This window comes from Tersicoccus mangrovi, assembly GCF_036881825.1.
Taxonomy (GTDB): domain Bacteria; phylum Actinomycetota; class Actinomycetes; order Actinomycetales; family Micrococcaceae; genus Tersicoccus; species Tersicoccus mangrovi.
This window is the reverse complement of sequence record NZ_JBAJMW010000001.1, coordinates 21,668-34,930: the sequence shown is the minus strand read 5'-3', so window position 1 is coordinate 34,930 and position 13,263 is coordinate 21,668. Positions and strand designations below refer to the sequence as shown.

Annotated in this window: 10 protein-coding genes; 2 read left to right on the top strand and 8 right to left on the bottom strand. The window is 73.2% G+C overall.

What is annotated here, in order from left to right; genetic code table 11:
• Positions 1-8 precede the first annotated feature (8 nt).
• A complete protein-coding gene (locus V6N00_RS00170; protein ID WP_334230076.1) occupies positions 9-1,373 on the top strand; it encodes a YflT domain-containing protein in 1,365 nt (454 codons plus the stop codon).
• Positions 1,374-1,454: 81 nt separating this feature from the next.
• Here V6N00_RS00170 and V6N00_RS00165 read toward each other — a convergent pair whose 3' ends face one another.
• Positions 1,455-3,044: an aminopeptidase P family protein gene (locus V6N00_RS00165; protein ID WP_334230713.1), complete on the bottom strand. Its 1,590-nt coding sequence runs from the start codon at positions 3,042-3,044 to the stop codon at positions 1,455-1,457.
• An 81-nt stretch (positions 3,045-3,125) separates the two neighbouring features.
• Here V6N00_RS00165 and V6N00_RS00160 point away from each other — a divergent pair, with 81 nt between their 5' ends.
• Positions 3,126-3,977: a PHP domain-containing protein gene (locus V6N00_RS00160; protein ID WP_334230075.1), complete on the top strand. Its 852-nt coding sequence runs from the start codon at positions 3,126-3,128 to the stop codon at positions 3,975-3,977.
• Between the two features lie 32 nt (positions 3,978-4,009).
• Here V6N00_RS00160 and V6N00_RS00155 read toward each other — a convergent pair whose 3' ends face one another.
• From V6N00_RS00155 to V6N00_RS00125, 7 genes are all read right to left on the bottom strand, one after another.
• Positions 4,010-4,879 carry a DNA-methyltransferase gene (locus V6N00_RS00155; protein WP_334230074.1) on the bottom strand — a complete coding sequence of 290 codons (870 nt, stop codon included), beginning with the start codon at positions 4,877-4,879 and terminating at the stop codon, positions 4,010-4,012.
• A 1-nt stretch (position 4,880) separates the two neighbouring features.
• The gene (locus tag V6N00_RS00150; RefSeq protein WP_334230073.1) at positions 4,881-6,593 is read right to left on the bottom strand and encodes a DEAD/DEAH box helicase; all 1,713 of its coding nucleotides are present in this window, start codon (positions 6,591-6,593) and stop codon (positions 4,881-4,883) included.
• A 376-nt stretch (positions 6,594-6,969) separates the two neighbouring features.
• Entirely contained in the window at positions 6,970-8,481 is a 1,512-nt protein-coding gene (locus tag V6N00_RS00145) for an RNB domain-containing ribonuclease (protein WP_334230072.1), read from the bottom strand.
• A gap of 44 nt (positions 8,482-8,525) precedes the next feature.
• On the bottom strand, positions 8,526-8,753 hold the full coding sequence (locus V6N00_RS00140) for a DUF3107 domain-containing protein (RefSeq protein ID WP_334230071.1): 228 nt from the start codon (positions 8,751-8,753) through the stop codon (positions 8,526-8,528).
• Positions 8,754-8,845: 92 nt separating this feature from the next.
• The gene (locus V6N00_RS00135; RefSeq protein ID WP_334230070.1) at positions 8,846-9,496 is read right to left on the bottom strand and encodes a TetR/AcrR family transcriptional regulator; all 651 of its coding nucleotides are present in this window, start codon (positions 9,494-9,496) and stop codon (positions 8,846-8,848) included.
• A gap of 164 nt (positions 9,497-9,660) precedes the next feature.
• Positions 9,661-11,094 carry a glutamyl-tRNA reductase gene (locus V6N00_RS00130; protein WP_416384996.1) on the bottom strand — a complete coding sequence of 478 codons (1,434 nt, stop codon included), beginning with the start codon at positions 11,092-11,094 and terminating at the stop codon, positions 9,661-9,663.
• 171 nt (positions 11,095-11,265) lie between these two features.
• A complete protein-coding gene (locus V6N00_RS00125) occupies positions 11,266-13,185 on the bottom strand; it encodes an HNH endonuclease signature motif containing protein (RefSeq protein ID WP_334230068.1) in 1,920 nt (639 codons plus the stop codon).
• Between the last annotated feature and the right edge of the window lie 78 nt (positions 13,186-13,263).

The following is a 13,263-nucleotide window of genomic DNA, read 5'->3' as shown; positions in this document are numbered from 1 at the left end:
ATGGCCGCATGTCCAACATGTTCAGTGGAGCGAATGCATCCCTCCGGAGCCGGACACTGCCCGACGGTGAGACCGTCGGACGCTACGGTTCCTACCTGGATGCCCAGAAGGCCGTCGACTACCTGGCCGATCACGACTTCCCGGTACAGCACGTGAGCATCGTCGGCAACGACCTCAAGAGCGTCGAGGTGGTCACGGGCAAGCTGAGCTACCCGCGCGTCGCGCTCTCCGGCGCCGCGAGCGGTGCCATGTTCGGCCTCTTCATCGGCTTCATCTTCTCCCTGTTCGGGGGCAACGGCGGGCTCGCCGCTCTCATCCCGTCCGTGCTCATCGGCGCGGTGTTCTGGATGATCATCGGCGTCATCAGCTACGCGATGCAGGGCGGCAAGCGGGACTTCTCCTCGACCAGCCAGGTCATCGCGTCCTCGTTCGACGTCGTGGTGGACCGGGAGGTCTCCGGGCAGGCCCGCAGCCAGCTGCAGAACCTGCAGGTGGGCCAGCTCCCGGAGCAGCGCCAGGGCCAGCAGTACGGGGGCCAGCAGTACGGGGGCCAGCAGCAGGGCGGCCAGCAGTTCGGCGGCCAGCAGCAGCGCCCGCCCTACGGTCCGCCGCAGTACGGGCCCCCGCAGGGCGGTCCTCAGGGCGGCCAGGGCCGGCCGCCGCAGGCCGCCCCGTACGGCCAGCGACCCCCGCAGGGCGCCCCGCAGGCCGGGCCGTGGGCACCGCCGCAGCCGGGTCAGCCGCCGGCCGGCCGTCCGGCTCCCGGCCAGCAGGGCGGCCCACAGCAGGGCGGCCCCCGTCAGCCGGGCCGGCCCCAGCAGGGTCAGTCTCCGCAGGGCGGCCCCTACACCGGTGCGGCGTACCAGCCCCAGGGCGGCCGCCCGCCGGCACGCGGCGACCAGCCGTTCGACGGGCAGCGTCAGGACGCCGTCCCCTCCCGCGACGCGGCCTCCGACGACGGACGGTCGACCCCGCGGGGCCAGTTCCCCGACCTGCCGGACGGCCGGCCCCAGTACGGCGTGCGCGTCGACGAGGGCCAGCGCCCGGCACCGGGTCGCGCCGCCGGCGCGTCGGCCACCGGGGCGACCGCCGCCGGTGGGCGTAGTGATCACCGTGACAACCCTCTGGAGGACCGCGTGAACGATTCCGAGAACACCCGCGCCGACGACAACGACGACGCACGCCTCGCCGAGCGGCCCGCGCCGCGCCCCGGTGCCGCCGCCGACGACGCCCGGCCCGCCGAGACGTCGTCGCGCCCGATCGACACCGAGACCGGTGCCGTCACCGAGGGCGAGTCGGAGGAGCCGGCCGTCAACAGCGACCCGCTGACCCGTGACCCGCTGACTCATGACCCGGAGCAGCGCGACCGCTGAGAGGCGTCAGCACCTCGCACACAGCACCGTGCCCCGGCCCGTCGACGACGGACCGGGGCACGGTGCTTTCCGGGCGAAGCCTCAGGCGCGGTCGCGGATGCCCGCCATCCAGGCCTCGACGTCGTCCGCGGTGCGCGGCAGCGCGGCGGAGAGGTTCTCGTTGCCGTCCGCGGTGATCAGCACGTCGTCCTCGATCCGGACGCCGATGCCGCGGTACTCCTCGGGCACGGCCAGGTCCTCGGCCTTGAAGTAGAGGCCGGGCTCGATGGTGAAGACCATGCCCTCGGTGATGACGCCGTCGAGGTAGAGCTCCCGCTTGGCCTGCGCGCAGTCGTGCACGTCCAGGCCCAGGTGGTGGCTCGTGCCGTGCGGCATCCAGCGGCGGTGGTGCTGGCCCTCGGGGCTGAGCGCGACCTCGACGCTGACGGGCAGCAGCCCCCACTCGTCGAGTTTCGCGGCGAGCACCTCCATCGCGGCGGCATGGACGTCGCGGAACCGGGTGCCGGGCCGGGCGACGGCGAACGCGGCGTCCGCGGCCTCGCGCACCGCCTCGTACACGCGGCGCTGCACCGCGGTGTAGGTGCCGTTGGTGGGCAGGGTGCGGGTGACGTCGGCGGTGTAGAGGGACTCGTCCTCGACGCCGGCGTCCAGGAGCAGCATCTCGCCGTCGCGCACGGTGCCGTTGTTGCGGATCCAGTGCAGCACGGTCGCGTTGTTGCCGCCGGCGGCGATCGTCTCGTAACCCAGGTCGTTGCCGTCCTGGCGGGCGCGCGCGAAGAACGCACCCTCGACGACGCGCTCCCCGCGGCGGTGGGCGACGGCGCGCGGCAGGGCCGCCACGACGTCCTCGAAGCCGCGCACGGTGGCGGCGACGGCATCGCGGAGCCGCTCGACCTCGTGGTCGTCCTTGACCAGTCGCAGCTCGGACAGGGCCTCGGTCAGCAGGCCGTCGAGGGCGTCCGCGTCGGGCAGGTCCACGCCGGTGTTGATGCGGGCGGTGTCGACGAGGGCGTCGACGTCCATGTCGACCTCCCGGACCAGCCGCACGCCGGTGCCGCCGATCGCGGTGACCCCGATGCCCTTGGTGATCGCGACCTCCAGGTCGGAGAGGTCCGCGGTGCGCAGGTCCAGCCGGGCGTTCAGGTCCGCCAGCGTCGGCCGGGGGCCGATCCAGAACTCGCCGTAGCGGGCGTTGGCGTAGAAGTCCTCGGTGTCGCGGCCGGCGAGCGGACGGAAGTACAGGGTGGCCTCGTGGTTGCCGCCGTCGTCGCCGGCGCCCTCCTCGACCGGCTCCATCACAAGGACGGCGTCGGGCTCGTGATCGACGCCGAGGCCCGTCAGGTGCGCGAAGGCGGAGTGCGGACGGAACCGGTAGTCGGTGTCGTTGGAGCGGACCTTCAGCGGGCCGGCGGGCAGCACGAGGCGCTCGCCGGGGAACTGGGCGGAGATCCGACGGCGACGCTGCGCCGCGAACGGGGCGACGGCGTCGCGCTCGGGCACGGTCGTGTCGGCGGGCGCCCACTGGCCGGCCATGAACTCCTTGAACGCGTGGGACTCGGGCCGCTGGGAGCGGTTGTTGACGCGGTCCTCGAGGGGCTGGGCCGCGCTCGCCGTTTCGGCGGTCGGGGCGTCGGCGGACACGGACGGGTCGGGCTGCTGCTGGGATTCCATCACCGTGCCATTGTCTCACCGGGGCAGGGCCCTCGAGCGGTTCCGTGAGGGGGCGGACACCGTCGGTGGCAGGATGGGTCGATGACCATCGACCTGCACACCCACTCGTCGCACTCGGACGGGACGGGGTCGCCCGCGATGGTCGCGGAGCAGGCCGCCGAGGTCGGGCTGACGGCGTTCGCCCTGACCGATCACGACACGACGGCGGGCTGGCAGGCCGGCGGGGACGCGGCCGTCGCGCGCGGCGTCGCCTTCGTGCCCGGCATGGAGATCACGTGCCAGACGTCCCAGCGGATCAGCGTGCACCTGCTCAGCTACCTGCACGACCCCGAGGACGCCGAGCTGCTCGCCACGGTCGAGGCCAGCCGCGCGTCACGGCTCACGCGGGCGGAGCGCATGGTCGACCTGCTCGCCGAGGACTACCCGATCGACTGGCCCACCGTGCAGCGCTTCGTCGCGCCGGGCTCGACGGTGGGACGCCCGCACATCGCGGACGCCCTCGTCGACGCCGGCGTCGTGCAGACCCGCTCGGAGGCGTTCGACCGGATGCTGCACCCCCGCGCCGGGTACTACGTCGGCCACCACGCGCCGGACCCGGCGGCCATGGTGGAGCTCGTGCGGCGGGCCGGCGGGGTACCGGTGTTCGCGCACCCGCTGGCGAGCGAGCGGGGCCGCGTGGTGGCCGAGGACGTCTTCGACGCGATGGTCGACGCCGGGCTGGCGGGCCTGGAGGTCGACCACCGGGACAACCCGTCGGTGAGCCGGCGGTGGCTGCGGGCGTACGCGGATCGGCACGGACTGCTCGTCACCGGATCCAGCGACTACCACGGGGACGGCAAGCCGAACCGGCTCGGCGAGCACACGACGGTCCCCGCGGTGCTCGCCGCGATCGAGGAGCAGGCGACGTCGGGCACGACCGTCCGGCGCCCGTGACCGTCGACCCGTCGGACGAGTCGCGATCGGCGTCAGGCCGGCGTGAGGTACTCGGCGGTCTCGCCGAAACGGCGGCGCATCGTCTCCACGGCCTGCGGGTTCTCGTCGACGCAGACGAAGCGGCGGTCCAGGGCCCGCGCGGCGGCCCCGAGGGTGCCGGAGCCGGCGAAGAAGTCGAGCACCCGGTCCCCGGGCGCGGACGACGCGGCGACCATCCGGCGCAGCAGGCCGACCGGCTTCTGGGTCGGGTAGCCGGTCTTCTCGCGGCCGGTGGGGGAGACGATGGTGTGCCACCAGACGTCGGTGGGCAGCTTGCCGCGCGCGACCTTCTCCGGCGTCACGAGGCCCGGAGCCATGTAGGGCTCCCGGTCCACCTCGGCGGCGTCGAACCAGTAGCGCTTCGGGTCCTTGACGTACACGAGGATCGTGTCGTGCTTGGCGGGCCAGCGCCGGGTGCTGCGGCCCCCGAAGTCGTAGGCCCAGATGATCTCGTTGAGGAAGCACTCGCGGCCGAACAGCGCGTCGAGCAGCACCTTCGCGTAGTGCACCTCGCGGTAGTCCAAGTGCAGGTAGAAGGTGCCGTCGTCGGTCAGCAGCCGCCACGCCTGCAGCAGGCGCGGCTCGAGGAACTCCCAGTAGTCGGAGAACGTGTCGGCGTAACTGCTCAGGTCGCCCTTGAGCGTCGCGTAGGACCCGCCACGGAAGCCGCGACGGTCACCCGCCCCCTCGAGGGAACGGGTGACCGTCAGCGTCTGGTGTGCTCGCAACCGGCCCGTGTTGAACGGCGGGTCGATGTAGATCATCCGGAACGAGGCGTCCGGCAGGGTCGGCAGGTATGCGGCGTTGTCCGCCTGCACGACGAGGTCACCGACCGGAGGCCAGGCCGGTGGCCGGGTGGTCACCTCAGTCGGCGGCGGGCGACGGCGAGGAGGACGGGGTGCCCTGCACGACCTCGCCGTTGCGGCGACGGGTGCGGTTGCGCCGACGCGGGGACCGGGTACGCTCGCCGGCCGGCTGCTCGCCGCCCTCGGAGGAACGCTCGGTGCGCTCGGGGGACCGCTCGGCCCGGTCGGCCGCCCGCGAGCCGCGCTCGCCGTCGCGCCCGGAGCTTGAGCCACCGGAGCGGGACCGACCACCGTCGCGCCCACCGGAGCGGGAACGACCACCGTCGCGGCCAGAACCACCGGGGCCACCGGAACGGCCGCGGTCGCCGCGGTCGGACGAGCTGTTGCGCTTGCCCGTCTCGCCGAGATCCTCGACCTCCTCGGCATCCAGGCCCGCGTGCGTGCGCTTGCTGCGCGGCAGGCGGCCCTTGGTGCCGGCGGGGATGTTCAGGTCGGTGTAGAGGTGCTCCGAGGAGGAATAGGTCTCGACCGGCTCGGGCACGTCCAGGCCGAGGGCCCGGTTGATCAGACCCCAGCGCGGCATGTCCTCCCAGTCGACGAACGTGACGGCGGTTCCCTTGTTGCCGGCGCGGCCGGTGCGGCCCACGCGGTGCAGGTAGGTCTTCTCGTCCTCGGGGCACTGGAGGTTGATCACGTGGGTCACGTCGGTGACGTCGATGCCACGGGCGGCGACGTCGGTGGCGACGAGGACGTCGACCTTGTCGTTGCGGAAGGCGCGCAGCGCCTGCTCGCGGGCGCCCTGACCGAGGTCGCCGTGGATCGCGCCGGCCGCGAAGCCGCGGTGCTGGAGCTCGTCGGAGAGCTTCGCGGCGGAGCGCTTGGTCTTCGTGAAGATGATCGTGCGGCCACGGCCCTCGGACTGGAGGATGCGGGCGACGACCTCGTCCTTGTCCAGAGAGTGCGCCCGGTAGATGACCTGGCGGATGTCGGCCTTGGTGACGCCCTCGTCGGGGTCGGCGGCGCGGATGTGGGTCGGCCGGCTCATGTAGCGGCGGGCCATCGCGACGACGGGGCCGGGCATGGTCGCGGAGAACAACAGGGTCTGCCGGACCTCGGGCAGCTCCGCCATGAGGCGCTCGACGTCGGGCAGGAAGCCGAGGTCCAGCATCTCGTCGGCCTCGTCGAGGACGGCGATCTTGACGTTCTTGAGCACGAGGTGGCGCTGCCGGAGCAGGTCGATGAGGCGGCCCGGGGTGCCGACGACGACGTCGACGCCCTTCTGCAGGGCCTCGATCTGCGGCTCGTAGGCGCGGCCGCCGTAGATGACGGTGACGCGGGCGTGCCGCTTCCTCGCCGCGGTGGTCAGGTCACCGGCCACCTGGACGGCGAGCTCGCGGGTCGGGACGACGACGAGGGCCTGCGGGGCGCCCGGGGCGGGCAGGTCCGCGTAGCCGGGGTCCTCGGGGCCGACGACTCGCTGAAGCACGGGGATGCCGAAGCCCAGCGTCTTGCCGGTACCGGTCTTGGCCTGGCCGATGATGTCGTGGCCGCCGAGGGCGACCGGAAGGGTCATCGCCTGGATGGGGAAGGGGTGGATGATCCCGGCGTCGGCGAGGGACTCGACGATGTCGGGGCGGACGGCGAAGTCCGCGAAGGTCTCGGGGCGCGCGCTGCGCGCTTCCTCGGTGCTGACGACGGTCTCCTCGGGGGCGAGGGACTCGGTTCCGGTGTCGTCCGTCAGGACGACGTCGTGCGCGTAGGTCTCGGTCACTTCGGTGGCGTTCCTTGATCTGTCCGCGGACGACTCGCCGGTCCTGGGCCGTGGTCGGCCCAGCGGCATGCGTCCGCACTCGTGGTGGAAGCCGATCGCGGGGGATTCGCCGGCGAACGGGTTCGCCGGTTGCCCTCACGGCCGTCGGCGGCGTACTGCCGCCGTGCGGGGCCGTGGTTCCGGGCGGTCTGTCTGCGGTACCGCGCCGGGCCGGACGGAGACCTGAGGTCACGAGGTCGACGGCGGTGGGCGGTACCGGTCGTGATGTGTGCTGACGACCGGGCATCCGTGAATACCCCGCTATTCTAGCGCGTCGGGCGGATTCCCGGTGCGACGCCGGTCACGGGCGGGGTGGCGGAACCGCCGGCGGGTGCGCTCAGGCCAGTTCGAAGGTGACGCTGCGGCGGGTGATGTCGGCCGCGGTGAGCCGGGCGCGGACGGTCGAACCCGTCGTCATCGTTCCGATGCAGCGGGCGCTGACGACCGGGTCGAGCACCTGGATGGTGCCGGCCGGCTGCTTACCGTTGCCGTTGCTCCCCGTCGGGGTCGCGTGGCCGTTGCCCTTCCCGTTGTTCCCCTTCGAGGAGCCGTTGCCGGTGCCGTCCTCGGTGCCGACCACGACGACGGCGTCGAACACCTGCCCGACGTGGGCGGCGAGCACCGCGGCCTCGACGGCGTCGAGGGCGGACCGGTCGAGCTCGCCGGCGCGCCGGTCCGAGTCCCGCATGAGCTCGGGCAGGTCCGGCAGCGCACGGCGGACGTCGTCGGGCACCGGGCGTCCCTCGACGATCGCGAGGCAGGTGGGCAGGACGAACCGGTCGACGAGGCGACGCAGGGGCGCGGTCGTGTGGGCGTAGGGCGCGGCGACGGCGGACTGCTCGGGGTCGGCGGGCGGGGCGCCGTCGAAGGCGGTGTACCCGGCACCGCGGAACAAGGAGGTCGCCGCGTGCAGGAGGGCGAGGTCGGCGGGACGGTCGGGGTGGAGGCTGCGCAGGAACTCGCCGTAGGTGTCCTCGGCCGGCCACGGGTGGCCCAGGGCCCGGGCCTGCTCGCGGTAGCGCTCGATCGAGCCGGGGTCCGGGGCGGGCATGGTCCGCAGGACGCCGAGCCCGCCGTCGAGCATGATGCGGGCCGCGCCCATGCCGGTGAGCAGGGAGATCTGGGCGTTGGCGTCCTCGATGGGGCGCGCCGGCCGGTTCTGCAGGGCGTAGCCGCCGTCCGAGCGGACGATCTGCTGCTCGGGCAGGTTGAGGCTGGCACCGCCGCGCAACCGCTCCTGCTCGACCCGGAGCAGGCCGACCTCCCGCAGCAGCACGAGCACGTCGTCGGCGGTGCCGTCGTCGAGCGCCCGCTGGACGGTGTCGTAGTCGAGACGGGCGCGGCTGCGCACGGACGCGCGGGTCAGCTCGGTGCGGGTGACGGAGCCGTCGGCGTCGAGGTGGTGGGTGAAGAGATAGGCGCCACGGATCCGGTCCGGGAGCAGGGAGGCGGCGTCCTCGCTGATGGCGGCCGGGTGCAGGGGGATGCGGCCGTCGGGCGCGTAGAGGGTCTGGCCGCGGCGGCGGGTGGCGTCGTCGAGTGCACCCCCGAGGGGGACGAAGGCCGGCAGGTCGGCGATCGCGTAACGCACGACGTAGCCGCCGGCGGCGCGCTCGATGTGCAGGGCCTGGTCGAGGTCGAGGCTGCCGGGCGGGTCGATCGTGATGAACGGGACGCCCGTGGCGTCGACGTTGGGCAGCCGGTAGTCCCGGATGACGGCGTCGGTCTCGGCGAGGACCTCGGGGGAGAACTCGGCGGGCACACCCGTGGCGTCACGCAGGGCCGCGAGGGATTCGCCCAGCTCCTGCTGGGCGTCCTCGGGGCGGATCCAGGGGATTCCGTGCGCCACGGCCGCGGCCTAGGTGAGGGCCGCGGTGGGGGTGACGGGGCGCGTCACAGGAGAGCGCCGAAGCCGACCCGGCGCTGCTCCTCGGTGCCGACCTCGACGTACGCGAGCACCGCGCTCGGGACGATGATCTGGCGTCCCTTCGTGTCGGCCAGCGACAGGACGGTGCCCTTGGCGAGGCTGTCCGCGACGGCGGCGGTCACCGCCTCGGCGGTCTGGTCGGACTCGAACACGATCTCCCGGCCCACATTCTGGATGCCGATCTTGATCTCCACGCCGGGGTCTCCTCACGCTCACGAACGGTGGTCGCCGCGCCCGGGCCGTGCTCCGATGACCGGTGCGCCCGGGCGGGCACATCGGAATCAGTCTAGGGGTGCGTCTCGTCGCCGGTCGGGTCGTCCGCTCTGCGCTGAAAGCCGCCGATGCCGCGCCAGGCCAGCCGGGAGATCAGGTCCACCGCGGTGGCCTGGTCGATGCCGCCGGTCTGCACCCAGTAGCGGGCGCTGACCTGGGCGAGGCCGGTGAGGGTGCGGCCGAGCATGACGGCCTGGTCCAGGGGCAGGTCGGTGTCCTCGACGATGACGCGGCCGACCGCGTCGGCGTACGCCCGCTGGAACTCCTCGAGGCGCGCGGCGACGGCGGTGTCGTTGAGCAGGTCCGACTCGAAGACCAGCCGGTGGGCCTGGTCGTCGCGGGCCACGAACTCGTAGTAGGCGGCGATGCTGTTGCGGACGCGCTCGCGGTTGGTCTCGGCGGTGGTGAGGGCGCGCTTGAGCTGGGTGGTGAGGCGGGCAAGATGCTCGTCGAGCAGGGCCAGGTAGAGCTCGTGCTTGCCGGGGAAGTGCTGGTAGAGCACGGGCTTGCTGACATGGGCGGAGACGGCGATCTCGTCCATCGCGGCGGCGTGGTAGCCGTTGGTGACGAAGACGTGGTGGGCCGCGGCGAGCAGCTGGCGGCGGCGTTCCTCGCGGGGAAGGCGGGCGCTGCGCCCGGAGGATGCGGGGGTGTTCGATGCCATGGGGTCCGCACGCTCCTCTCCCGTGACGACGGCCGACGGATCGGCGTCGTCGGGAGGTCGGCGCCGTTCGGGTCCGGTCAGCTTACCGCCGGGTAGCGTTCAGGCACACCTCGACGGCCGGGGCGTGGGCGCGCGTCAGGAGCGCGGTGACGGTTTCGGCGTCGTCAGGGGCGGAACGGGCAGCTCGGCCCGTCGACCGACGCGTCCAGGTCGACGAGGGCGGGCATCGCGGACGCCGTCGTCGGGGTGGCCGTGACGGGCTCGGCGTCGTCGGTGCCGGTGGCCTGCCGGGGCAGTTCCACGGGGTGCACGGCCGGCATGGAAGCGGCGGCCTCGGCGCGCTTGGCGGCGCGGGCGACCGGTTCGATGCCGTAGACGGCGCGGAGGCCCTCGATGTAGGTGTCCTGCTCGCCGCGGGCGGCCATCTCCTTGGCCCGCACCGTGGGCACGTGCAGGAGGGACTTGACCATGCGGCGCATCGCGAACTCGACCTCGTCGGCGGCGGCGGTGCAGCCGTGCTGGGCGCGCACGCGCTCGAGCTCGGTCTCGAGGACGGCCATGGTGTGTTGGCGGAGGGCGATGATGGCGCCGTCGACGTCGCGGGCAGCCTGCTTCGCGTGGAAGTCCTCGGCGGCGCGGGAGACGATGTCCATGGCCTGCAGGACCGGCAGGGTCGCCTCGCTCGGGGCGGCCATGCGCACCGATTCGAGGGTGATCAGCTCGACGCCCGGCAGGTCGGCGACCTCGGGCTCGAAGTCGCGGGACAGGGCCAGGTCGACGACGGTCACCTGGCGGCCGTCCGGCAGGGCGGAGGAGAGCTGCTCGGGGGTGACCCGACGGCGGGAGCCGCTGCAGCCGACGATGACGTCGGCGTCGGCGATGGCGTCGCGCAGGCCGGCGGCGTCGACGGCGGTGCCGCCGCGCTTGGCGACGAAGGCGGCGGCGCGGCCGGAGCCGGAGTAGACGCGGATGTCGGTGCAGTCGCGCTCGCGCAGGGAGGCGACGGTGGCACCCGCGTAGGCGCCGGTGCCGATGACGAGGGCGGTGGAGCCGGCGAGTGGGGCGCTGGCGATGTCGGCGGCCAGATCGAGGGCCACGGAGACGATGGAACGGCCGCGGGCGCCCAGGGTCGTCGAGGAGCCGACGTCCTTGCCGGTGCGGGCGGCGGTCTCGAAGAGGCGGATCAAGGAGCCGGTGGCGTGGTGGTGTGCCTGGGCCGACCCGAGGGCACGACGGGCCTGGCCGGCGATCTCGCGCTCGCCGATCACGGCGGAGTCGAGGCCGGCGACGACCGCGAAGAGATGCTCGGCCACGGTGCGCCCGCTGAGCATGCGGAAGGCGGCGCGGGCGGTGTCGGTGCCGACCTGAGCGTCCTGGGTGACCGACTCGACGACGGCGTTGCGCACGACGTCCAGGTCGGCCTCCTGGTCCACGTCGAGATAGAGCTCGAAGCGGTTGCAGGTGGCCAGGGAGACGATGCCGTGAATGTCGGGATCCTTGAGCAGTCGTTCCGGTAGGCCGACATGACCCTCGCTCAACCGAGCGATGGTCTCGAGATCCTGATCCGCGTGTGACGCGACCAATGAGAGAAGAGGCACAACCCCTCCATGGTAGCGGCTCGACCCTCGGACATGCGGCGGAGGTGATGGGAATGACATCGGTGGGAGCTGGCGAGTGCGGCAGAGGTCGGGGTGATGATGCGGTCGCGCGCGCGGACGCGGCGGAACGGTGGACGGGACGCGGCTGCGGGTTGGTGGACCACGTCGAACTCAGAACGGAGGTGACTCCGGCGTGGTGACCAGGTGGCGACCGGCCGGGGACGTCCAGACGAGGCGGTCGATACCCGAGCGCTCGAGTGAGACCTCCTCATCCGTACCCGACGGCGCCGATGCGACGTCGGCCGCCACCGTCCAGGCGGAATGGTGCTTGAGCACGTGGTGTCGCCGGCACAGGTGGACCAGGTTGTCGGGATCGCTCGGTCCGCCGTCCGCCCAGGCGACGACGTGATCGATGTCGCAGCCCTCGGCGGCTCGGCGGCACCCCGGGAAGCGGCAGGTCCTGTCCCGCACCGCCAGGGCACGGCGCACCCGGTCGGGGATCCGGTACAGCTGCCCATCCGTGAGGACGATCGGAATGACGCGCGGGTCGGCGCCCGGTGACACGGGTGGCGGTGACGTCGATGCGGCCGGCGCAGTCCGCGGGGCTGTGCCGCCCTGGTCCGTCGTCGAGTCGAAGGCCGCGAGCAGACCCGGGGCGGACGGCGGTCGGGAGGGCGGGGCAGGGCGTGGGATTGGAGGCGGACCAGAGGTCGGCGGCAGGCCGGGCGTCCGCAGAGAAGTCGAGGGCATCCCTTGGGCGGTCCATGGAGGGGCACCATTCGGTGGTTGCGAGTCGTCCGGGTGGTCCGGCTTCCCGGGTGGGGCCGGCCGACCTGCCCGTGTGGGTGGCGCGCTCGCCTCGGCGGTGACGCCCAGCAGGAAACAGCTCGCTGCGGCCGCGAGTTTGCGGGCGTCGGCGGCGCCGATCGGTCCGAACGCGCCGAGAGCGCCGGGTTCGTCACCGCCGAGCAGGGTGGCCGCCGGCATCGTGAGCAGCACGCGCGAAGCCGGCGCAGCGGCAGCGGGTGGCCCGGACCGACTCGCGCCAACGGGATCGGCGTCGGACAACAGGTCCGCCAGCACGTCGGCGCGCAGCTGGCCGAGCGTGGAGCCCGTCGAGGCTGACCCGCAGCCCCGGCCATCGCCGTCGCAGTCGCCGTCGCCAACGGTCGGCTGATCAACCGGCTGCTCAGGCCGATCGACCGAGTGCTGTGTCGCCGGTTCGGTCTGCTGCGCAGCGCGGGCCAGTGCGCTCAGTCGTGCATCGATGCCCACGGCGACGGCGGCCGGTAACAGTGCGGTCAGCCGGGCCATGCCGTCCCGGTCCGGAGCGATCCGCACGTACCGCTCCGCCAGCGCTGCCGCGTGCCTGTCGTGAAAGGACGTCGGGTGGCACCGTTCGCGCAGCCGCCGCGCCCGCGCTTTCAACGACTCCGGGCGGCACCCCGCCGCCGCGTGGCTCAGCAGGACCGTCTCCGTCGTCTCGATCGCGAGGTCGAGCGCCGCGAGCTGCTCGGGATCGGACGCGGCCGCACGAGCATCGGTGTACTCGGTGGCCTCGGCCGCGATGAGGCTCGCGGCGGTGCCGGTGATGACGCCTGCTCTCAGGGCGGCATCGGTGGCGGGAAGGTGATCGGCGAGCACGTCGGCCCGGCTCACCAGCCGGTACGCCGCGCTCTCACCCACGTGCAGGGCACCGGCGATCTCCGCCACCGCGCTGCGTTCCCCGACGGCGAGGCGCTCGGCACGCGACAGCCCGGGGCCGTCCTCGACGAGCGGGTGGGCGTCGACCCAGCGTTCGTGGTCGACGGCGGCGAGCGACATGGTGGCGCGAACGACCCGGTGCTTCGTCCAGGTCAGCCAGGATTCGAGCCGTCGCACGTCCTCCAGTGCGGCGACGGCGTCCTCGACGGTGTGGAGGCTCTGGGGCTCGCTCAGTGCGGCGACAGCGGAGAGGGCGGCGAAGGAGGCGACGGTTGGCCGATCGGCACAGGGTGAGTCGGCGTCAGCGGCGCCCCCTCGACGTGAGCGGGCAGCACCCATCGGGAGGGGCAGCAGCTCGCCCTGCGCCGGATCCCGTGGTGCTTCCATGACCCCACTACACCAGCCACCACCCACAGAACTCGCGGGAGTGGGCTCCCTGTGGAAAACCGGTATCGAGCGCGTGAG